The sequence below is a fragment of the Sinorhizobium prairiense genome (assembly GCF_029201645.2).
GTDB classification, from domain to species: domain Bacteria; phylum Pseudomonadota; class Alphaproteobacteria; order Rhizobiales; family Rhizobiaceae; genus Sinorhizobium; species Sinorhizobium meliloti_A.
Map to the genome: position 1 here is coordinate 1,697,043 of NZ_CP104131.1, position 19,659 is coordinate 1,716,701.

The following is a 19,659-nucleotide window of genomic DNA, read 5'->3' on the forward strand; positions in this document are numbered from 1 at the left end:
GCCATCAACAACATCGTGTAGAACGGTGATTTCGTGATCGGGCACCGCCATGTCGATGTCGTGGCGGGCGCTCCGCATCGGCACGGAGCAGAGACCTGGACGACGCTGTGGCCCGAGGCATGACGCCGAGCTGTTTTGCGCCGTAAATCCGAGAATAGTCCTCGCGTCCTACCGCGTCCAGCAACAACGTCGTGAAAGAGGATTAAAAATAAAAAACCCACGGAACCATTTGGTTACGAGGGCTTCTTCATCTTAGATGGTGCGGTCGAGAAGACTCGAACTTCCACGGGTTGCCCCACAGCGACCTCAACGCTGCGCGTCTACCAATTCCGCCACGACCGCATCGTGGTAGGTGCCGATTGCGTCGGCGGGGCTGCATGTAGCAAAAGGATTCCGGGTGCACAAGTGCGTGACGACAGAAATTTGACGAGAAACAAAACTATTTCGATCGGCTCCCCGCGAACCACTGGAAACGCTGGACTCTTGCCGTCGGCGACCCCATGTACAGGCCGGAAAAAATCAGTATTCGCAAGGTTCCCATGCAACGCGAAGATCTTATCCAGAGCATGTTCGCTCCGCCGGATGCACCGCCGGTGCGGTGGCGCATTGCGCCTTCCCTCGTGGAATATCCGGAGGCCGTCGAGACGATGGAGCGCGAAGCCGCCGCGATCGCGGACGGCACCGCCGACGAGCTGGTCTGGCTGGTCGAGCACCCGCCGCTTTTCACCGCGGGAACCAGCGCCAACGCCGCCGACCTCGTGATGCCGGATATGCTCCCGGTTTTTGCCACCGGAAGAGGCGGCGAATACACCTATCACGGTCCCGGGCAGCGGGTCGTCTACGTCATGCTCGACTTGAAGCGCAGACGCCAGGACGTCCGCGGATTTGTCGCCGCACTCGAGAGCGTCATCATCGCCACGCTCGATTCCATGAACGTCAAGGGCGAACGCCGTGAAGATCGTGTCGGCGTCTGGGTGCGCCGCCCGGAAAAGCCGCCGCTCATGGACGGGACGATGGCGGAGGACAAGATAGCGGCAATCGGCATTCGCTTGCGCAAATGGGTGAGCTTTCACGGATTGTCGTTGAACGTCGATCCGGACCTCGAGCATTTCGGGGGCATCGTGCCTTGCGGCATTCGCGGCTATGGTGTCACCAGCCTCGTCGATCTCGGTCTGCCCGTCATGATGGCCGATGTCGATATCAGGCTGAGGGAGGCCTTCGAAAGGGTCTTCGGCCCGACCCGAATCGAGAACGAATAGCAGGGTCCCACGGCACGTTGCTCCGTGCGGAAACGTCGGCAAAGCCGCTTTTAGCCGTCTTTTTGCCGCTTCACATTGCCCCATCCGCAAGGAAAAGCCTATAAGCTCCCCTCACCTTCGCCCCACCGCGGGCAGTCAGGGTGCCTCGGCACCCGACAACGACAACAGGCGAAAGGAGCTACCATGCTGTTATCAACCGAGAATGCGATTGCACGTCTGCGTGAGACAGGAGACGGCGATACGCTGGGCGGTCGTATCTGGAGAGCGCGTGACGCGACGGGACTCTCTACGAAGGAGCTTGCCAGCAAGCTCGGTGTCCGCAGCGACACCATTTCCTCCTGGGAACGCGATCGCGCCGAACCACGGGCCAATCGCCTGTTCATGCTGGCCGGCGTGCTTGGCGTGACGCCCGCCTGGCTGATGGCCGGTATCGGACGCGCACCGGATGATAACACCGGAGATGCTTCGGGGACGAACTTCGCAAGCAGCTGGATCTCGTAAAGAAGCTGCACGATCAAACCGCCGAGGCTATTTCGGCACTCGAGATGGAATTCGAACGCCTGAACCAGGACGTTCGGTGATCGGATAGGATTTTTCCTCTTGCCGGTGGCGACCGGCGCGATATGACGGTCGCCCCGCCTCGTTGTTCTTAGTTTGATGGAGTAGAGAAATGGACGTACGCGCCGCAGTGGCCTTGGAAGCCGGCAAGCCGCTGGAGGTCATGACCGTGCAGCTCGAAGGCCCTCGGGCCGGCGAGGTGCTGGTCGAGGTGAAGGCGACCGGCATCTGCCATACCGACGATTTCACGCTGTCGGGGGCCGATCCGGAGGGGCTGTTCCCGGCGATCCTCGGTCATGAGGGCGCCGGCATCGTCGTCGATGTCGGCCCCGGCGTCACCTCGGTGAAGAAGGGCGACCACGTCATCCCGCTCTATACGCCGGAATGCCGCTCCTGCCCCTCCTGCCTCAGCCGCAAGACCAATCTCTGCACCGCCATCCGCGCCACCCAGGGGCAAGGGCTGATGCCGGACGGCAGCTCGCGGTTCTCGATCAACGGCGACAAGGTCCACCACTATATGGGCTGCTCGACCTTTTCGAACTTCACCGTGCTGCCGGAGATCGCGCTCGCCAAGGTCAATCCGGACGCCCCCTTCGACAAGATCTGCTATATCGGCTGCGGCGTCACCACCGGCATCGGCGCGGTGATCAACACCGCCAAGGTCGAGATCGGCGCCACCGCCATCGTCTTCGGTCTCGGCGGCATCGGGCTCAACGTCATCCAGGGGCTTCGCCTTGCCGGCGCCGACATGATCATCGGCGTCGACCTCAACAACGACAAGAAGCCCTGGGGCGAAAAGTTCGGCATGACCCACTTCGTCAATCCGAAGGAGGTCGGCGACGACATCGTGCCCGATCTCGTCAACCTGACGAAGCGCGGTGCCGACCAGATCGGCGGCGCCGACTACACCTTCGACTGCACCGGCAACACCAAGGTCATGCGCCAGGCGCTCGAAGCCTCGCATCGCGGCTGGGGCAAGTCGGTGATCATCGGCGTCGCCGGCGCCGGCCAGGAGATTGCCACCAGGCCTTTCCAGCTCGTTACCGGCCGCACCTGGATGGGCACCGCCTTCGGCGGCGCGCGCGGGCGCACCGACGTGCCGAAGATCGTCGACTGGTACATGGAGGGCAAGATCGAGATCGATCCGATGATCACCCACACCATGCCGCTCGAGGACATCAACAAGGGGTTCGAGCTCATGCATTCCGGCGAGAGCATTCGCTCTGTCGTTGTCTACTGAGTTCGCAATCTCATTCAGGAAAGCGCCGGAGGCCAATGAATCCGGCGCTTTTTTGCCTGCCGGAAGCTATCCCCGATGATCTATGTCGATGCCGATGCGTGCCCGGTAAAGCCGGAAATCCTGAAGGTGGCCGAGCGCCATGGCCTGGAGGTGACCTTTGTCGCCAATTCCGGCCTGCGCCCCTCGCGCGATCCGATGGTTCGCAACGTCATCGTATCGGCCGGTTTCGACGCAGCGGATGATTGGATCGCCGAACGCGCCAGGGACGGCGACATCGTCGTCACTGCCGACGTGCCGCTTGCCGTGCGCTGCGTCGGCGCCGGAGCGCTCGTCACCGGGCCGACCGGGCGCGTCTTCGACGAGACCAACATCGGCATGGCATCCGCGATGCGCGATCTCTCGGCCCATCTCAGGGAGACCGGGGAAAGCAAAGGCTATAACGCCGCCCTCACCTCCCGCGACCGCTCCGCTTTTCTCGAAACGCTTGACCGACTCTGCCGACGGGTAAAAAGGTAGAACCGGCGAACGGAGGCGGCGAATGGATCGGAAGGCAGGCCTGCGGCACTGGCCGTTTTATCTCGCCCTGACGGGCGGGTTGGTCAGCCTGCCCATCGGTTTTGCATTCTTCCGCGCAGAAGCAATCGAGGTCGCGGCCATCCTCTTTTTCCTTATCTATCTGTCGATCACGGCTTTGCGGCTTCCCAAACTTACCGGCAGTTATCTCCAGGCCAATGCGCGCGACACGGGTGAGCCGGAGCCAATCATCTTCCTGGTGACGCTCGTTGCCGCGGCGACGTCGCTGGTGGCTCTGTTCCTCGCGCTGAACCGCGCCGGGGGCGGCGGCGCGGTGGGGCTGTCCATCGCCTTCGCAGCGGTTGCGCTCGGCTGGGCGACGATCCACACCATGGCGGCGCTGCATTATGCTCATCTTTATTGGCTTGCCGACCGCAATGATCCCGCCAGCAATCCCGCAGCGCGCGGTCTTGCATTCCCGGAGACCGACAGTCCCGGCGGATACGATTTCCTCTATTTCGCCTTCGTCATCGGGATGACGGCGCAGACGTCGGATGTCGCCATCACGACAACGGCGATGCGCCGCGTGAACCTGATGCACGCTATCGTCTCGTTCTTCTTCAACACGGTGCTCGTCGCCGCCGCCGTCAATGCCGCGGTTCAGCTTGCGGGCGCCGCCCCATGAAATTCAGGAGCAAAGAATGAAAGTAATCTCGCAGAACACGGCCTTCGGCGGCATGCAGGGCGTCTACGCTCATGATTCCACGGCCTGCAAAGGCGAAATGACCTTCGCCGTCTTTGTACCACCGCAGGCGATCACGGAGCCTCGCCCCGTTCTCTGGTATCTCTCCGGCCTCACCTGCACCCACGCCAATGTCATGGAGAAAGGCGAGTACCGCCGCATGGCCTCGGAGCTGGGACTCATCATCGTCTGCCCGGATACGAGCCCAAGAGGGGCGGATGTTCCCGATGAACTCACCAACTGGCAGATGGGCAAGGGCGCCGGCTTCTATCTCGATGCGACGGAGAAGCCCTGGGACGAGCACTATCGGATGTACAGCTACATCACAGAAGAACTCCCGGCCCTGGTCGGTCAGCATTTCCGCGTGGATATGAGCCGCCAGGGTATCTTCGGCCACTCGATGGGCGGGCATGGCGCAATGACCGTCGCTCTCAAGGACCCTGAGCGTTTCAAGAGTTGCTCCGCTTTCGCGCCGATCGTCGCGCCGTCTTCCGCCGATTGGTCGGTCGGTGCCTTCGAGAAGTATCTCGGTCCCGACAAGACCGCCTGGCGGAAATACGATGCCTGCGCCCTCGTCGAGGACGGGGCCCGCTTCCCGGAATTCCTGATCGACCAGGGCAAGGCGGATAGCTTCCTCGAAAACGGTCTGCGCCCCTGGCTGTTCGAAGAAGCCGTCAAAGGAACGGGCATCGGGCTTACGCTCCGGATGCATGAGCGTTACGACCATTCCTATTATTTCATCTCGACCTTCATGGACGACCATCTCAGGTGGCACGCCGAGAGACTCGGCTGACAGGATGCAGCCTTCTCGGATCGGAACGATTTGATGAACCATATCCTCCTCGTCGGTGCCGGCGGCGCCCTTGGCTCCGTCCTGCGCTACCTCGTCGGCCTCTGGATGCTGCAGCGCGCCGGACCCGTCTTTCCCTGGGGGACGCTGTTCGTGAACGTTACGGGTTCCTTTCTGATCGGTTTTCTGGCGCAGTTCATCATGCATAAGATGGGAGCCTCGCCGGAAATACGCGTGTTCCTGATCACCGGCGTGCTGGGGGGCTACACGACGTTCTCGGCCTTTTCGCTCGACGCGATCACCCTTCTGGAACACGGGCAGACGATGAGTGGCCTCGCCTATATCGCGGCGAGCGTCGGTCTTTCGATACTTGCCGTGTTCGCCGGGCTGGCCCTGATGCGCGCAATGGTCTAAAGCCAGCCTTTAAAGAAAAGAAGGCGGATTTCTGCAAATGGCGGGCATAGAACACAGGCAGGTTGACAGCGACGAAGCGGGAATGCGTCTCGACCGCTGGTTCAAGGTGCATTTCCCCGGACTGGGCTTCGGTCCGCTGCAGAAGCTGCTGCGTTCCGGACAGATCCGCGTGGACGGGGCGCGGGCAAAATCCGACACGCGCATACAACCCGGCCAGACGATCCGCATTCCGCCGCTCGGCGTCGATCCCAAGGAAGCGAAATCCGGCCCGATCGGCGGCCGGGACCTGCGTCAATCGCCGGACGGAGAGCTTCTGTCGCGCATGGTGCTGCATGAGGATGCCAAGGTCATCGTGCTCAACAAACCGGCCGGCCTTGCCGTTCAGGGCGGCTCGGGCGTCAACCGGCATATAGACAAGATGCTCGAGGCCTGGACCAGCCAGAAGGGCGAAAAGCCGCGCCTCGTCCATCGTCTCGACCGTGATACCTCGGGCGTACTTGTCGTCGCCCGCACGCGTGGGGCTGCGCAACAGCTGACCGCGGCATTTCGCGAGCGCGACACCAAGAAGACATACTGGGCCCTGGTCAGGGGCGTGCCGCGCAAGCGGGAAGACAAGATTTCCACCTGGCTGGTAAAGGAGCCCACGCCCGATGGCGACCGTGTCCGGATTGCCAAGCACGGCGAGAATGGCGCCGACCACGCCATCTCCTATTACCGGATCGTCGAACAAGCCGGGCAGAACCTCGCCTGGCTGGAAATGGAACCCTATACCGGCCGCACGCACCAGCTGCGCGTCCACGCCGCCCATATCGGCCATCCGATCATCGGCGATCCGAAATACTTCGAAGCGGACGTCAACTGGACCTTCCCCGGCGGCATGCAGAACCGGCTGCACCTTCATGCGCGGCACATAGATATTCCGCATCCGAACGGCGGGCGGCTGAAGATCACCGCTCCCCTGCCCCAGCACATGGTGCAGAGCTGGAATCTGCTCGGCTTCGACGAAAACGCCGCCGGCGAGGAAGAGTGATGAAGCTCGTCCTTTTCGATTGCGACGGAACGCTCGTCGACAGCGCGGGACTGATCCATGAGGTGATGGCCCGCACCTTCGAGGCCTTCGATCTGGATCGCCCGACATCGGACGCGACCAAGGCGATCATCGGCCTCACTCTCGATATCGCCATTGCCCGGCTCATGGGGCAGGAACACGTCGACGACCGGGCGACCGCAATGACGGCGCATTACAAATCTATATTCGCCTCGGTACGAGGCGAACCCGGCTGCAGCGAAGCGCTGTTTCCGGGCATTGCGGAGATGATGCAGACCCTGGCCGGACGCGACGAACTGCTGATCGGTGCCGTCACCGGCAAATCGAGGCGAGGTCTGACGCATATCGCGGCGATGCATGGATTCGACAAGATTTTCTTCGTCTCCCGCACGGCGGACGACTGCCCCTCGAAGCCGCATCCCGCCATGGTGGCGGAGTGCTGCGCGGAGGCTGGAGTTCGATCCCCGCGACACGATCGTGATCGGAGACGCGATCTATGACATGCAGATGGCGAAGGCCGCCGGCGCCGATGCCCTGGGCGTCGCCTGGGGTTACGCCAGTGTCCCGGAGCTGATGGCATCCGGTGCGGATCACATCGCCCGCGTTCCGGCAGACATAATCGAATGGATGGACCACAGCCATGCCTGATATTCGCGACGAACTGAGTGGTGCGCTGAGCCACGACGATCCTGTGCGTCGGGCCCAGATCCAGATGCAGAAACCGCTGCCGAAACGCTTCTACAAGCAGGCGAGCGCCGCACCGGCGGATGACGGCGGATACGCCGTGCTTCTCGACGGAAGGTCAGTGCGCACACCGGCCAAACGGGCGCTCACCGTACCCACCGAAAAGCTCGCAGGGCTGCTGGCAGCCGAGTGGGACGCCCAGACCGAAATCATCGATCCCTCGGCGATGCCGCTCACGCGGATCGTCAACACCGCGATGGACGGAGTTGCGCTCGACGATCGTGCGGTCTTCGACGATATCGTCCGTTTTGTCGGCAGCGATCTTCTCTGCTATCGGGCCGACAGCCCGAAAGAACTCGTCGCTCGGCAGAACGAGCACTGGAATCCGATAATCGACTGGGCCGCCCGGACGCTCGGCGCCCGGTTCATTCTCGTGGAAGGCGTGATCCATCAGGAACAACCGGCGGAGGCGGTCTCGGCCTTTGCCGAGAGCCTGCGCGGGTTTGCGACACCGCTCGGCCTCGCCTGCCTGCACACCGTCACCAGCCTGACCGGATCCGCCCTGCTCGCTCTTGCCCTCGCCATGGGCAGGCTCTCCGCCGAACAGGCATGGGCTGCCGCTCATGTCGACGAGGATTGGCAGATCGAACAGTGGGGAACAGACGAAGAGGCATTCAGACGGCGCGAAAACCGCTGGCGGGAAATGCTGGCTGCCGCGGTCGTACTCGACGCGCTGAAGTGACGTGAAGGGTCACTTGCTCCTCATCCCCCTGCCGGGGCGCCGCGAGTCTCTTCGCCCCGCTGGCGCGAAGAGGGTGGCCGGCAGGCCGGATGAGGGGCAGACTTTCAGTGGTCGAACACGTCAGCCGACGAGCTTCAGACCCGCGATGCCCGCGACGATGAGGCCGATGCAGCCGAGGCGCATCGCCGTTGCCGGCTCTGCGAACAGAATGATGCCGAGAATGACGGTACCCACGGTGCCGATGCCGGTCCACACGGCATAGGCCGTGCCAAGCGGCAGCGAACGCACCGCTATTCCGAGCAGAACGACGCTCAGGATCATCGACCCGACCGTCAGCACAGTCGGCGTGAACCGCGTAAATCCATTCGTGTATTTGAGACCGATCGCCCAGCCGATTTCGAGAATTCCGGCGAGCAACAGCGTGAACCAGGCCATTTCGAACTCCTTCATGTGGAGCGAGGCCGTCCCCGCGGAAGTTCGGATCCATTCGATCCGTGCAGCCGTCTGCGATGTGGTTCTTCTATGCCACGGCCTCATCGGGACAGCAAGGCATCCTGTGGCAAGGCAGCCCTGCGGGAGTGACGGAGCTGGGGCGAGCCCTCACGAATTCCGGTCGCGCCGAAGCTTGTTCCACCACTCCAGCCGCTTGCGGATCTCACGTTCGAAGCCGCGCTCCGGGGGATCGTAGAAGGTCTTTCTGCCCATCTTCTCGGGGAAATAATCCTGGCCGGAGAATGCGTCGGGCTCGTCATGATCGTAACGATAGCCGTCGCCGTAGCCTTCCCCCTTCATGAGCTTCGTCGGAGCGTTGAGGATATGCTTCGGCGGCAGCAGAGATCCGTTCTCCTTGGCCGCACGCATCGCCGCCTTGTAGGCGGTATAGACCGCGTTGGATTTCGGCGCCGTTGCAAGATAGACGCAGGCCTCGGCAAGAGCCAGTTCCCCTTCGGGGGACCCGAGATAATCATAGGCATCCTTGGCGGCATTGCAGATCGCCAGTGCCTGCGGATCGGCAAGGCCGATATCCTCGACCGCCATCCGCACGAGCCGCCTGCCGATATAGAGCGGATCCTCCCCGGCATCGAACATGCGGCAGAGATAATAGAGCGCCGCGTCCGGGTCGGAGCCCCGAACGGATTTATGGAGCGCCGAGATCAGGTTGTAATGGCCGTCCTGGCCCTTGTCGTATACCGGCGCGCGGCGCTGGACGATCTCCTGAAGCCCGGCGGAATCGAATATCTCGTCCCGGCGCGCCGCCCGCCATACCTCTTCCGCGAGCGTCAGCACCGCCCGGCCGTCCCCGTCCGCCATGCGGATCAGGCTGGCCCGCGCATCGTCATCGAGCGGCAGCGGTTTGCCCTCGGCTGCCTCCGCCCGCTTCAGAAGTTCCTCGAGGCTGGCCTCGTCATGCGGCTTGAACGTCAAGACGCGCGCCCGCGACAGAAGCGCGGCGTTAAGCTCGAAAGACGGGTTCTCGGTGGTGGCGCCGACCAGGATGACGGTGCCGTCCTCCATGACCGGCAGGAAGCTGTCCTGCTGCGCCCGGTTGAACCGGTGGATCTCGTCGACGAAAAGCAGCGTCTGGCGCCCCGACATGCGCCGGGCGCGCGCAGATTCGAATACCTTCTTGAGATCCGCAACGCCGGAGAAGATTGCCGAAATCTGCTCGAATGCGAGACCTGCCTCGCCTGAAAGCAGACGGGCAACCGTCGTCTTGCCGGTTCCCGGCGGGCCCCAGAAGATCATCGAGCCGAGGGATCCGGAAGCGATCATCCGTGTGAGCACGCCGTCGGGGCCGGTCAGATGCTCCTGGCCGGTCACCTCCGCCAGCGTGCGCGGGCGCAGGCGATCGGCCAGCGGCCTTGCCGAGGCCATTTCAGGAGGTTCATGGGGGGCGAAGAGATCGCTCATCGGAAGAACTGACGGATGATCTGGCCGTTGCGCTCGATCTCGACACGCCAGAAGGAGGCATCCTCGGCGACGACGCCTTCCAGCGTCTTCGAACTATCGATTGCCGTCCCGTTGACTGAACGAACGATATCTTTCGGTTCCAGGCCGATACGTGCAGCCGGCGAGCCGCGATTGATCTCGGTGATGACCACACCCTGCAGCGACGTGGGCATGCGCAACTCGTCCGCAAGCCGCGGCGAGAGATTTGCCACGACAGCGCCGGCGAAGGGGTTGCGCCCCTCGATCAGCCGTTCGTCCCGTGGCTGTGTTTCCGGCGCCCGCTCAAGCTTGAGGGCGATTTCGCGCGAACTGCCGTTCTCCGAGATCGTAACCCGCGCCTCGTGGCCGATCCCCACGGTGGTCAGACGATAACCAAGCGCATCGGGGTGTTCGACCGGTATGCCGTTGACGGCGGTGACCACCTGTCCGGGGCGCATGCCGGCGCTCTCCGCCGGACCGCCTGCGACGACCGCCGTCACCAGCGCCCCGCGGGCCCGCTCAAGCCCGAGCGCCTCGGCCACATCGGAAGTCACCGGCTCGAAAGTCGCCCCGACGAAGGGACGGATGAACGAGCCGTTGCCTCCTTCAGCGGAGGCAACGAAAACCTTGACCAGGTTGGCGGGGATCGCAAAGCCCACGCCGTTGGAACCGCCGCCTCTCGAAAAAATCGCGGTGTTGATTCCGATCAACTCGCCCTTCATGTTGATCAGGCCGCCGCCGGAATTGCCCGGATTGATCGCCGCATCCGTCTGGATGAAAAAGCCGAAATCGCCGTTGGAAATCTGGTTGCGGGCGAGCGCCGACACGATGCCGCTCGTCACCGTCTGCCCGACGCCGAAGGGATTGCCCATCGCCAGAACCAGGTCGCCGACCTCCACCGCGTCGGAATCACCGATCGGGACGATGTCGAACGGACCGGCCGACTGAATTTTCATGACAGCCAGATCGAGGCGATCATCCTTCAATATGACCTTGCAGGGGAACTCACGCCCGTCGGCGAGCGCCACCTTGATATCGTCGCCGCCCTCGATGACATGGTTGTTGGTCACGACCAGGCCATTGCGGCCGACGATCACGCCCGACCCCAGCGACGACTGCTTCTCGGTGCGATTCGGCATCCGCTGCCCGAAGAATTCCTCGAAGAAAGGGTCTCCGGCAAAGATCGAGCGACGCTCAACCACGCGCTCGGCATACACGTTGACGACCGCATTCGCCGTCTGTTTGACGAGCGGCGCGAAAGAGAGCTGCATCTCCGACCGCGACTGCGGCACGGTCCTGGCATCCTGGGCCATCGCAGGTGTCGATATGGCAACAGCAAGCACGAGAGCCGCGAGAGCGCGATGGCCGAAGATCATGAAGCATTCTCCCTTTCGTTGCTGCTACGTTCAGATAGGATTTCGCACTGAAAAAGGCAAACCTGTCGCCCGACAATCCAACGCAATGCAGCCGCAAGGACGGGTCGTTTCATCAGGGAATTCATAGGAGTACGTGCTGCGCGCCGATTGCTCGGCCTTGCGCTCCGAAAGACGCAGGCGACGTTCACGAGTCATGCACGAAAACGTGGTCTCGCCAGCCTTTTCCGGTGATCGAAACTCTGCTCATTTGTGTATTAGAAAAAGTCGAATGACACCGAGGAGACCCCATGCCCAGCTATCGCACGCCGAAGATTGCCGCTGCCGAAATCACCCCGGAGCGCTTCTTCCTGGATCGGCGGACCTTCATCGCCGCCGCGGCCGGAAGCCTGGCCCTCGCCGCGCCCAAGCCGAGCCGCGCTGCCGCACTCGACGCGTCCAAGAGCATATACAGGGTCGATGAGCCCGCCACGCCGGAAAAGGACGCCACCACCTACAACAACTTCTATGAATTCGGGACAGGCAAAGGCGATCCGGCTGCCAACTCGGCAAACTTCAAGCCGGCGCCCTGGACGGTGAAGGTCGACGGATTGGTCGGCAAGCCGCGGGAATTCGGCCTGGAGGAACTCCTGGCCTTCTCTCTGGAAGAGAGAATTTACCGGATGCGCTGCGTCGAAGCGTGGTCGATGGTCATTCCCTGGGTCGGCTTTCCGTTGGCCGCGCTCCTCGACAGGGTCGAGCCGCTCGGAAGCGCGAAATATGTCGCCTTCGAAACCGTGGTCCGGCCGGAGGAAATGCCGGGCCAGTCCGGTTATTTCCAGCCCCTGGAATGGCCCTACCGGGAAGGCTTGAGGCTCGACGAAGCGCGCCACCCGCTGACGATCCTCTCCGTCGGGCTCTATGGCAAGACGCTGCCGAACCAGAACGGCGCACCGATCCGCCTGGTGGTACCGTGGAAATACGGCTTCAAGGGAATCAAATCGATCGTGCGCATCTCTCTGACCGAGACGCCGCCGCCGTGCACCTGGAACCTCGCCGGGCCGACTGAATACGGCTTCTATGCCAATGTGAATCCAGCCGTCGATCATCCCCGCTGGAGCCAGGCGACCGAAAACCGTATCGGCGAAGGCGGCTTCTTCGGCGCCAATCGCCGCGATACGCTCCCCTTCAACGGCTACGCAGAAGAGGTTGCGAACCTCTACGCCGGCATGGACCTCAGGGTGAATTTCTGAGGATGCCGAGCCTTCCTGCCCTGCCGAAACGATTGCACGGCCCTTCGATCTGGGCGCTCTATACGCTCGGCCTCATACCGGCCGCCTGGGGGTTCTATCTTGGAGCCACCGGTCGGCTGCCCGGCAATGCAGTCAAGGAATTCGAGCACCTGCTCGGCATCTGGGCCCTCCGCTTCCTGATTGCCACGCTGACGATCACGCCGATTCGCGACCTGTTCGGCGTCAACTGGCTCAGATACCGCCGCGCCCTGGGCCTCCTCGCCTTTTACTATGTGATGATGCATTTCCTCACATATATGGTGCTGGACCAGACGCTCCTTCTCCCGGCCATTCTCGCCGACATCGCCCGCCGTCCCTTCATCACCATCGGCATGGCAGCCCTCGTGCTGCTCATCCCGCTGGCGGTTACATCGAACAACTGGTCGATAAGGCGCCTTGGGCAACGATGGAACAAGCTTCACAGGCTCGTCTACGTGATTGCTGCGGCCGGCGCGCTGCATTTCGCCATGTCGGTCAAGGTCGTAGGCCCTGAGCAAATGCTTTATCTGTTCCTTGTGGCGGTGCTCGTCGCCTGGCGCGCCGTCAGAAAGCGGTTTCTGCGGTGGCGGCGCCAGGGCACCGCACCCGTACGGTCGCAAGCCCGAGCGGGATAAAGGCGCAACGTACAAGCCGGGAGAGCCGCACCGGCCAAAGCCCCGCAACACCTCTCCCGACCCTCATTTCTTCCTTTGCCTGTCACAGGATTTGAGAGGCACAGGAATGAGGATCTACTGCTACTTTCAGTAAAACCAACAAAAAAAGCGGCCGGGGGCGATCAGCCCCCGGCCGCTTGAATGGTTTCGTCAACCGATCGGATCAGGCCGCTTCGGCTGCTTCGGCTTCGGCAGAAACGCGGGCGCGGTCCTTCGAACCCTTGGCGTCGACGTCGCGGTCAACGAATTCGATGACGGCGAGCGGGGCATTGTCGCCCTGGCGGAAGCCTGCCTTCATGATGCGCAGGTAGCCGCCGTTGCGGGTGGCGTAGCGCGAGGCAATCGCGTCGAACAGCTTCGAGACGACGGCAACGTCGCGGATCTGCGAGATCGCCTGGCGGCGGGCATGCAGATCGCCGCGCTTGCCGAGCGTCACGAGCTTTTCCACGATCGGACGGATTTCCTTGGCCTTCGGCAGGGTCGTGACGATCTGCTCGTGCTCGATCAGCGAAGCTGCCATGTTGGCAAACATCGCCTTGCGGTGGCTGGCGGTTCTATTCAGCTTGCGGCCGGCTTTACCGTGGCGCATGGCTATTCTCCTTTACTTGCAGGCATCCGCCCGCAGTCTAATAGGTTAGTACTGGTCTTCGTAACGCTTGGCGAGGTCTTCGATGTTCTCCGGCGGCCAGGACGGCACTTCCATGCCGAGATGCAGGCCCATGGAAGCGAGAACTTCCTTGATCTCGTTGAGCGACTTGCGACCAAAATTCGGCGTACGGAGCATTTCTGCTTCGGTCTTCTGAATGAGGTCGCCGATATAGACGATGTTGTCGTTCTTCAGGCAGTTGGCCGAACGGACGGAAAGCTCCAGTTCGTCGACCTTCTTGAGAAGCGCGGGGTTGAAGGCGAGTTCGGTGACTGCCTCTTCCTCGGTTTCCTTCTGCGGCTCGTCGAAGTTGACGAAGACCGACAGCTGGTCCTGAAGGATGCGGGCCGCGAAAGCGATCGCATCTTCGCCGGTGACGGAGCCATCGGTTTCGATGGACATCGTCAGCTTGTCGTAGTCGAGAACCTGGCCTTCACGGGTGTTTTCCACCTTGTAGGAGACCTTCTTGACCGGAGAGTACAGGCTGTCGACCGGAATGAGGCCGATCGGCGCATCTTCCGAGCGGTTGCGGTCAGCCGGTACGTAGCCCTTGCCGTTGTTGACGGTGAACTCCATGCGGATTTCCGCGCCCTCGTCGAGGGTGCAGATCACGTGGTTCGGGTTGAGGATCTCGATGTCGCCAACTGTCTGAATGTCACCGGCGGTCACGACGCCCGGACCCTGCTTGCGCACGACCATGCGCTTTGCGTCGTCGCCATCCATCTTAATGGCGATTTCCTTGATGTTGAGCACGATGTCGGTCACGTCTTCCCGGACGCCCGGGATAGAAGAGAACTCATGCAATACGCCGTCGATCTGAACCGCGGTTACGGCAGCACCGCGCAGCGACGACAATAGGACGCGACGAAGCGCGTTGCCGAGCGTCAGGCCAAAGCCGCGCTCAAGCGGCTCCGCGACCAACGTTGCCTTGGTGCGGCCGGAGGAGGCGAACTCCACCTTGTTCGGCTTGATCAATTCCTGCCAATTTTTCTGGATCATGTTTTCTGCCTTCCGTTCGTTGCCACCATCCAATCGTGACAACCGAGCCCCGAAGACCGGGAGGACACCGGAACGTCCTCACCGGAATGTTGAATACAGATGATCAGACGCGGCGCTTCTTGCGCGGACGGCAGCCATTGTGCGGGATCGGGGTCACGTCACGGATCGACGTGATCATGAAACCTGCAGCCTGGAGCGCGCGAAGAGCGGATTCGCGGCCGGAACCAGGACCGCAAACTTCCACTTCCAGCGACTTCATGCCGTGTTCCTGAGCCTTCTTGGCGCAATCTTCAGCGGCGATCTGCGCGGCGAACGGGGTCGACTTGCGCGAACCCTTGAAACCCTTCGCACCGGCGGACGACCAGGCAATAGCATTGCCCTGCGCGTCGGTAATGGTGATCATCGTGTTGTTGAACGACGAATTGACGTGTGCGACGCCAGACGTGATGTTCTTGCGCTCGCGACGGCGAACGCGGGTGGCTTCCTTGGCCATAGGATCCCTTTCTTAGATCTCTGCACCGCCGTAATTCCAGCGGCTCCACCGGGAAAAGGATTGGTCGTCCCCTGCCCTGCATCTTACAATTCGCGACAGCCGGGACACCGGCTTCGCGAGCATTCCGAGAAACCGGTAACGGCACTCGCATTGGTCGGACACTTGCCCTTCCCAAACTGCAAAAGGAGGCCGGCGCGTGCGCCAGCCTCCCGTTTTCCCTTTTCGGGAAATTACTTCTTCTTGCCGGCGATCGCCTTTGCCGGACCCTTGCGGGTGCGGGCATTGGTATGCGTGCGCTGACCGCGCACCGGCAGGCCGCGACGATGGCGCAGACCGCGATAGCAGCCGAGATCCATCAGACGCTTGATGTTCATCGAGGTCTCGCGACGCAGGTCACCCTCGACCTGATAGTCACGGTCGATCGTTTCACGGATCTGAAGGACCTCAGCGTCCGTCAGCTGGTGAACGCGACGCTCGGCCGGAATGCCGACCTTCTCGATGATTTCCTGTGCGAATTTCGTGCCGATCCCGTGAATATACGTCAGCGCGATGACGACGCGCTTTGCGGTCGGGATGTTGACGCCAGCGATACGTGCCACGTCTATTCTCCTTGCGTTCCAGTTGCCTACAGGCAATAGGTGCTTCGTTACGCGACCTTAAGAGCCGCTCGTTGATTGAGGTTCGAGACACGTCAAAAACGACCGTACCCGGACTTCATTTCGTTGAAGACCGCGCCGATCGCTTCTCTTGTCGCGAGTTGACGCAGTCTTTGGAGGAATCGGCCGAAAAAGTCAACTCCCCGGCGCTTCCATTTTGGCAAAGGCAATGCCTATACCAGAATCTTCTCGATCTCGGCCGTAACCGTATCCACATCCGCCATGCCGTCCACGGTCTTCAACCGACCGGTTCGGGCGTAGTGTTCCGAAAGCGGAGCGGTCTTTTCCCGATATTCCTGCAGACGCCGCCGGAATGCTTCCGGATTGTCGTCCGAGCGTACGGTGCCGCCGGCCGCGACGGTTTCGGCTACGCGATTCTCCATGCGCCGCACAAGAGCTGCCTCATCGACTTTCAACTCGATGACCGCATCGAGCTTCAAGCCTTTTGCCTCAAGCATCCCGTCGAGCGCTACGGCCTGCGGGACCGTGCGCGGATAGCCGTCGAGAATGAAGCCCCTTGCGCAATCCGGCGAATCGATGCGGTCGGAGACGATCTCATTGACGATTTCGTCGGAGACGAGCTGGCCGGCATCCATCACGGCTTTCGCCCGCTTGCCGACCTCGGTCGCCTGAGCTACGGCCGCCCGAAGCATATCCCCCGTGGAAAGCTGCGGAATGCCGTATCTCTCCGTCAGAAGCTTGGCCTGAGTACCCTTGCCAGCGCCCGGCGGTCCCAAAAAAATTAACCTCATCGTCCCCTCTTTCCTCCGCGCAGCTTCGACTTCTTGATCAGCCCCTCATATTGCTGGGCAATGAGGTGACCCTGGATCTGTGCTACCGTATCGAGGGTCACACTGACAACAATCAAAAGCGACGTACCACCAAGGTAGAACGGCACCCCTGTCTGCGAGATGAGTATCTCAGGCAGGATGCAGACAAAGACCAGGTAGATCGCGCCGATGACGGTGATGCGCGTCAACACGTAATCGATGTATTCGGCCGTGCGTTCACCCGGGCGGATGCCCGGAACGAACCCGCCATGCTTCTTCAGATTGTCGGCCGTATCCTTCGGATTGAAGACGATGGCCGTATAGAAGAAGGCGAAAAAGGCGATCATCGCACCGTAAAGGATCATATAGAGCGGCTGACCGTGAGCGAGCGCACCGACGATCGCCGTTGCCCAGTCGGGCATGGTCGCGGTGTTGGCAAAGCCGGCGAGCGTGGCGGGCAGCAGGAGAAGCGACGACGCGAAGATCGCCGGGATCACACCCGAGGTGTTGAGCTTCAGCGGCAGGTGCGACGTGTCACCCTGGAACATGCGGTTGCCGACCTGGCGCTTCGGATACTGGATCAGCAGGCGGCGCTGCGCGCGCTCGACGAAGACGATCAACGCGATCACGCCGACGACCATGACGATAATCGCAAGGATGAGAGGCGTTGACAGAGCACCGGTACGGCCGAGCTCAAGGGTTCCGGCAAGCGCCGAGGGCAGAGCGGCGACGATGCCGGCGAAGATGATCAGCGAAATACCGTTGCCGATGCCGCGGGAGGTGATCTGCTCACCGAGCCACATCAGGAACATCGTGCCGCCGAGCAGCGAAATAACGGTGGAAATCCGGAAGAACCAGCCCGGATCGTTGACGAGACCGCTGCCGCTTTCGAGACCGACGGCAATACCGTAGGCCTGCATCGCGCCCAACAGCACCGTGCCGTAGCGGGTGTACTGGTTGATGACCTTGCGGCCCTGCTCGCCCTCTTTCTTCAGCTGCTCGAGCGCCGGAACGACCGACGTCATGAGCTGCACGATGATCGATGCGGAAATGTAGGGCATGATGCCGAGGGCGAAGATCGCCATGCGCTCGACCGCGCCGCCCGAGAACATGTTGAAGAGGCCGAGAATGCCCCCCGACTGCCCCTGAAATGCCTGCGCGAATGCGTCCGGGTTAAGGCCCGGCAACGGAATGTAGGTGCCAAGTCGATAGACCAGAAGCGCACCGAGAGTGAACCAAAGGCGCTTTTTCAGATCTTCCGCCTTGGCGAAAGTCGAAAAATTCAGGTTCGAGGCGAGCTGTTCCGCTGCAGAAGCCATGCAATTCTCCGCGTACCAAGTCTCGGAAACACGGGAAAACCCGGTCGTTCCGGATGGAATCAGTTTTCGTCGTGGAAAACCAGGCGCGAGGCGATTGTCGCTGCAATCGGATGCCTCACCGTGGTTTCCGTTATGTCCCGTCGCGGCAGCCGATTCGCTGCGCTTGGACGTGAGGCTCACATATGGGAGCAAAACCGCCCGGCGTGAAGCACCCCGGGCGGTTCATCAGTCATATTTATTCAGCGGCTGCGGAGAGCAGCTTGACGGAACCGCCAGCCTTTTCGATCTTCTCGATCGCAGGCTTGGAGGCGCCGGCAACTTCGAGCGAAACCTTCGCCTTCAGTTCGCCGTCGGCGAGAACGCGCACACCATCCTTGACGCGGCGGATAACGCCGGCGGCCTTGAGAGCGGCGGCATCGACGGTCTTGGAGGCGTCCAGCTTCTTGGCATCGACTGCGGCCTGAATCCGGCCGAGCGACACGACAACGAACTCCGAAGCGAAGATGTTGTTGAAGCCGCGCTTCGGCAGGCGGCGGTAGATGGGCATCTGACCGCCTTCGAAGCCGTTGATCGCGACGCCCGAACGCGCCTTCTGACCCTTTACACCGCGACCGGCCGTCTTGCCGGAACCGGAGCCGATACCGCGGCCCAGACGCTTGCGGTTCTTGGTCGCGCCTTCGTTGTCCTTGATTTCATTCAGTTTCATATCTCGATCCCCTCACTTCTCGTCGACGACGCGAACGAGGTGCTGGACGGCCCGGATCATCCCGCGAACGGCCGGAGTGTCTTCCAGCGTGCGTACCCGGTGCATCTTGTTGAGGCCCAGACCGACGAGCGTCTGACGCTGCACGGCCGGACGGCGAATGGGGCTACCGATCTGCTCGACGGTAACCGTCTTCTTGGCAACTTCCTTCTTAGCCATCTGTCAGCTCCCTTATTCTTCGGAAGCAACGCCGGCGGAAACGCGACGGGACTGGAGCGTGGCGTACTTCATGCCGCGCTGTGCCGCGATATCCTTCGGGTGCATCTGGTTCTTGAGCGCGTCGAAGGTAGCGCGAACCATGTTGTAGGGGTTCGACGAGCCGGTCGACTTGGCTACGACGTCGTGAACGCCGAGCGTCTCGAAGACGGCGCGCATCGGGCCACCGGCGATGATACCGGTACCGGGCTTGGCCGAGCGCAGCAGCACCTTGCCGGCGCCATGACGGCCGTGCACGTCGTGGTGCAGAGTGCGGCCACCGCGCAGCGGTACGAAGATCAGGTCGCGCTTGGCGGCTTCCGTTGCCTTACGGATGGCTTCCGGCACTTCGCGTGCCTTGCCATGGCCGAAGCCGACGCGGCCCTTCTGGTCGCCCACGACGACGAGAGCGGCGAAACCGAAACGACGACCGCCCTTCACCACCTTGGCGACGCGGTTGATAGCGACGAGCTTATCGACAAATTCGCTGTCGCGCTCTTCGCGGTTCTGGCGATCTTCGCGAGAACCTCTTCTTTCTTGTGCCATTGTCCTCTTCCTTTTTCTTTTCCGGGTGCAATCGGCAGATTGACGAAAGCCGCCTC

General features: G+C 61.9%; 22 protein-coding genes, 1 tRNA gene and 2 pseudogenes. 12 read left to right on the plus strand and 13 right to left on the minus strand.

Annotation, left to right across the window (positions count from 1 at the left end; translation table 11 throughout):
* Nucleotides 1–257: 257 nt before the first annotated feature.
* Nucleotides 258–342, minus strand: a tRNA-Leu gene (locus tag N0Q91_RS10785).
* Between the two features lie 158 nt (nt 343–500).
* On the opposite strand from N0Q91_RS10785, the gene lipB reads away from it, so the two are divergent.
* From lipB to N0Q91_RS10835, 10 genes and pseudogenes are all read left to right on the plus strand, one after another.
* Nucleotides 501–1,259 (plus strand): lipoyl(octanoyl) transferase LipB, encoded by a 759-nt coding sequence (gene lipB / locus N0Q91_RS10790; RefSeq protein ID WP_018097855.1) that lies wholly within the window; start codon nt 501–503, stop codon nt 1,257–1,259.
* Nucleotides 1,260–1,442: 183 nt separating this feature from the next.
* Nucleotides 1,443–1,840, plus strand: a pseudogene (locus N0Q91_RS10795) (helix-turn-helix domain-containing protein).
* A gap of 89 nt (nt 1,841–1,929) precedes the next feature.
* On the plus strand, nt 1,930–3,057 hold the full coding sequence (locus tag N0Q91_RS10800) for an S-(hydroxymethyl)glutathione dehydrogenase/class III alcohol dehydrogenase (protein ID WP_275598063.1): 1,128 nt from the start codon (nt 1,930–1,932) through the stop codon (nt 3,055–3,057).
* A gap of 75 nt (nt 3,058–3,132) precedes the next feature.
* The gene (locus N0Q91_RS10805) at nt 3,133–3,573 is read left to right on the plus strand and encodes a YaiI/YqxD family protein (RefSeq protein ID WP_018099569.1); all 441 of its coding nucleotides are present in this window, start codon (nt 3,133–3,135) and stop codon (nt 3,571–3,573) included.
* Between the two features lie 22 nt (nt 3,574–3,595).
* Nucleotides 3,596–4,255, plus strand: coding sequence for a DUF1345 domain-containing protein (locus tag N0Q91_RS10810; protein WP_275598064.1), 660 nt, complete (start codon nt 3,596–3,598; stop codon nt 4,253–4,255).
* Between the two features lie 16 nt (nt 4,256–4,271).
* Entirely contained in the window at nt 4,272–5,105 is an 834-nt protein-coding gene (gene fghA / locus N0Q91_RS10815) for an S-formylglutathione hydrolase (protein ID WP_100672254.1), read from the plus strand.
* 33 nt (nt 5,106–5,138) lie between these two features.
* On the plus strand, nt 5,139–5,516 hold the full coding sequence (gene crcB / locus N0Q91_RS10820) for a fluoride efflux transporter CrcB (protein WP_275598065.1): 378 nt from the start codon (nt 5,139–5,141) through the stop codon (nt 5,514–5,516).
* A 37-nt stretch (nt 5,517–5,553) separates the two neighbouring features.
* Nucleotides 5,554–6,546 (plus strand): RluA family pseudouridine synthase, encoded by a 993-nt coding sequence (locus N0Q91_RS10825; RefSeq protein ID WP_018099565.1) that lies wholly within the window; start codon nt 5,554–5,556, stop codon nt 6,544–6,546.
* Nucleotides 6,546–7,212 (plus strand): annotated as a pseudogene (locus N0Q91_RS10830) (HAD-IA family hydrolase). The gene N0Q91_RS10825 and the pseudogene N0Q91_RS10830 overlap by 1 nt, the downstream one beginning before the upstream one ends.
* Nucleotides 7,205–7,990, plus strand: coding sequence for an ATP12 family chaperone protein (locus N0Q91_RS10835; RefSeq protein WP_275598066.1), 786 nt, complete (start codon nt 7,205–7,207; stop codon nt 7,988–7,990). The pseudogene N0Q91_RS10830 and the gene N0Q91_RS10835 overlap by 8 nt, the downstream one beginning before the upstream one ends.
* 120 nt (nt 7,991–8,110) lie before the next feature.
* On the opposite strand, the gene sugE is transcribed toward N0Q91_RS10835, so the two are convergent.
* From sugE to N0Q91_RS10850, 3 genes are all read right to left on the minus strand, one after another.
* A complete protein-coding gene (gene sugE / locus N0Q91_RS10840) occupies nt 8,111–8,425 on the minus strand; it encodes a quaternary ammonium compound efflux SMR transporter SugE (protein WP_275598067.1) in 315 nt (104 codons plus the stop codon).
* Between the two features lie 165 nt (nt 8,426–8,590).
* Nucleotides 8,591–9,901 carry a replication-associated recombination protein A gene (locus tag N0Q91_RS10845; RefSeq protein ID WP_100672250.1) on the minus strand — a complete coding sequence of 437 codons (1,311 nt, stop codon included), beginning with the start codon at nt 9,899–9,901 and terminating at the stop codon, nt 8,591–8,593.
* A complete protein-coding gene (locus tag N0Q91_RS10850; protein WP_275598068.1) occupies nt 9,898–11,295 on the minus strand; it encodes a DegQ family serine endoprotease in 1,398 nt (465 codons plus the stop codon). Before N0Q91_RS10850 ends, N0Q91_RS10845 begins: the two co-directional genes overlap by 4 nt.
* 287 nt (nt 11,296–11,582) lie before the next feature.
* Between N0Q91_RS10850 and msrP the strand changes: the two genes are divergently transcribed.
* Nucleotides 11,583–12,524: a protein-methionine-sulfoxide reductase catalytic subunit MsrP gene (msrP, locus tag N0Q91_RS10855; RefSeq protein ID WP_275598069.1), complete on the plus strand. Its 942-nt coding sequence runs from the start codon at nt 11,583–11,585 to the stop codon at nt 12,522–12,524.
* A 2-nt stretch (nt 12,525–12,526) separates the two neighbouring features.
* Nucleotides 12,527–13,177: a protein-methionine-sulfoxide reductase heme-binding subunit MsrQ gene (gene msrQ / locus N0Q91_RS10860; RefSeq protein ID WP_275598070.1), complete on the plus strand. Its 651-nt coding sequence runs from the start codon at nt 12,527–12,529 to the stop codon at nt 13,175–13,177.
* 202 nt (nt 13,178–13,379) lie between these two features.
* On the opposite strand, the gene rplQ is transcribed toward msrQ, so the two are convergent.
* The 9 genes from rplQ to rpsE all read right to left on the minus strand — a co-directional run bounded on the left by rplQ (nt 13,380) and on the right by rpsE (nt 19,603).
* On the minus strand, nt 13,380–13,805 hold the full coding sequence (gene rplQ, locus N0Q91_RS10865) for a 50S ribosomal protein L17 (protein ID WP_003536492.1): 426 nt from the start codon (nt 13,803–13,805) through the stop codon (nt 13,380–13,382).
* A gap of 45 nt (nt 13,806–13,850) precedes the next feature.
* The gene (locus N0Q91_RS10870) at nt 13,851–14,861 is read right to left on the minus strand and encodes a DNA-directed RNA polymerase subunit alpha (protein WP_003536494.1); all 1,011 of its coding nucleotides are present in this window, start codon (nt 14,859–14,861) and stop codon (nt 13,851–13,853) included.
* Between the two features lie 103 nt (nt 14,862–14,964).
* Nucleotides 14,965–15,354, minus strand: a complete 390-nt coding sequence (gene rpsK / locus N0Q91_RS10875) for a 30S ribosomal protein S11 (protein ID WP_003536496.1) — start codon at nt 15,352–15,354, stop codon at nt 14,965–14,967.
* A gap of 230 nt (nt 15,355–15,584) precedes the next feature.
* Nucleotides 15,585–15,953, minus strand: coding sequence for a 30S ribosomal protein S13 (gene rpsM, locus N0Q91_RS10880; protein ID WP_003536498.1), 369 nt, complete (start codon nt 15,951–15,953; stop codon nt 15,585–15,587).
* Between the two features lie 230 nt (nt 15,954–16,183).
* Nucleotides 16,184–16,762: an adenylate kinase gene (locus N0Q91_RS10885; RefSeq protein ID WP_100672246.1), complete on the minus strand. Its 579-nt coding sequence runs from the start codon at nt 16,760–16,762 to the stop codon at nt 16,184–16,186.
* Complete coding sequence (secY, locus tag N0Q91_RS10890; protein ID WP_018099556.1) at nt 16,759–18,099, minus strand: preprotein translocase subunit SecY; 1,341 nt, start codon at nt 18,097–18,099, stop codon at nt 16,759–16,761. The genes N0Q91_RS10885 and secY overlap by 4 nt, the downstream gene beginning before the upstream one ends.
* A 235-nt stretch (nt 18,100–18,334) precedes the next feature.
* Nucleotides 18,335–18,805, minus strand: coding sequence for a 50S ribosomal protein L15 (gene rplO, locus N0Q91_RS10895; RefSeq protein ID WP_018099555.1), 471 nt, complete (start codon nt 18,803–18,805; stop codon nt 18,335–18,337).
* Between the two features lie 12 nt (nt 18,806–18,817).
* Entirely contained in the window at nt 18,818–19,021 is a 204-nt protein-coding gene (gene rpmD, locus N0Q91_RS10900) for a 50S ribosomal protein L30 (RefSeq protein WP_003536508.1), read from the minus strand.
* 12 nt (nt 19,022–19,033) lie between these two features.
* On the minus strand, nt 19,034–19,603 hold the full coding sequence (rpsE, locus tag N0Q91_RS10905) for a 30S ribosomal protein S5 (RefSeq protein ID WP_003536510.1): 570 nt from the start codon (nt 19,601–19,603) through the stop codon (nt 19,034–19,036).
* Nucleotides 19,604–19,659 lie beyond the last annotated feature (56 nt).

Coding starts and splice junctions, on each gene's coding strand:
- lipB (WP_018097855.1), top strand. CDS start 501: ATGTACAGGCCGGAAAAAATCAGTATTCGCAAGGTTCCCATGCAACGC.
- N0Q91_RS10800 (WP_275598063.1), top strand. CDS start 1,930: ATGGACGTACGCGCCGCAGTGGCCTTGGAAGCCGGCAAGCCGCTGGAG.
- N0Q91_RS10805 (WP_018099569.1), top strand. CDS start 3,133: ATGATCTATGTCGATGCCGATGCGTGCCCGGTAAAGCCGGAAATCCTG.
- N0Q91_RS10810 (WP_275598064.1), top strand. CDS start 3,596: ATGGATCGGAAGGCAGGCCTGCGGCACTGGCCGTTTTATCTCGCCCTG.
- fghA (WP_100672254.1), top strand. CDS start 4,272: ATGAAAGTAATCTCGCAGAACACGGCCTTCGGCGGCATGCAGGGCGTC.
- crcB (WP_275598065.1), top strand. CDS start 5,139: ATGAACCATATCCTCCTCGTCGGTGCCGGCGGCGCCCTTGGCTCCGTC.
- N0Q91_RS10825 (WP_018099565.1), top strand. CDS start 5,554: ATGGCGGGCATAGAACACAGGCAGGTTGACAGCGACGAAGCGGGAATG.
- N0Q91_RS10835 (WP_275598066.1), top strand. CDS start 7,205: ATGCCTGATATTCGCGACGAACTGAGTGGTGCGCTGAGCCACGACGAT.
- sugE (WP_275598067.1), bottom strand. CDS start 8,425: ATGGCCTGGTTCACGCTGTTGCTCGCCGGAATTCTCGAAATCGGCTGG.
- N0Q91_RS10845 (WP_100672250.1), bottom strand. CDS start 9,901: ATGAGCGATCTCTTCGCCCCCCATGAACCTCCTGAAATGGCCTCGGCA.
- N0Q91_RS10850 (WP_275598068.1), bottom strand. CDS start 11,295: ATGATCTTCGGCCATCGCGCTCTCGCGGCTCTCGTGCTTGCTGTTGCC.
- msrP (WP_275598069.1), top strand. CDS start 11,583: ATGCCCAGCTATCGCACGCCGAAGATTGCCGCTGCCGAAATCACCCCG.
- msrQ (WP_275598070.1), top strand. CDS start 12,527: ATGCCGAGCCTTCCTGCCCTGCCGAAACGATTGCACGGCCCTTCGATC.
- rplQ (WP_003536492.1), bottom strand. CDS start 13,805: ATGCGCCACGGTAAAGCCGGCCGCAAGCTGAATAGAACCGCCAGCCAC.
- N0Q91_RS10870 (WP_003536494.1), bottom strand. CDS start 14,861: ATGATCCAGAAAAATTGGCAGGAATTGATCAAGCCGAACAAGGTGGAG.
- rpsK (WP_003536496.1), bottom strand. CDS start 15,354: ATGGCCAAGGAAGCCACCCGCGTTCGCCGTCGCGAGCGCAAGAACATC.
- N0Q91_RS10885 (WP_100672246.1), bottom strand. CDS start 16,762: ATGAGGTTAATTTTTTTGGGACCGCCGGGCGCTGGCAAGGGTACTCAG.
- secY (WP_018099556.1), bottom strand. CDS start 18,099: ATGGCTTCTGCAGCGGAACAGCTCGCCTCGAACCTGAATTTTTCGACT.
- rplO (WP_018099555.1), bottom strand. CDS start 18,805: ATGAAACTGAATGAAATCAAGGACAACGAAGGCGCGACCAAGAACCGC.
- rpmD (WP_003536508.1), bottom strand. CDS start 19,021: ATGGCTAAGAAGGAAGTTGCCAAGAAGACGGTTACCGTCGAGCAGATC.
- rpsE (WP_003536510.1), bottom strand. CDS start 19,603: ATGGCACAAGAAAGAAGAGGTTCTCGCGAAGATCGCCAGAACCGCGAA.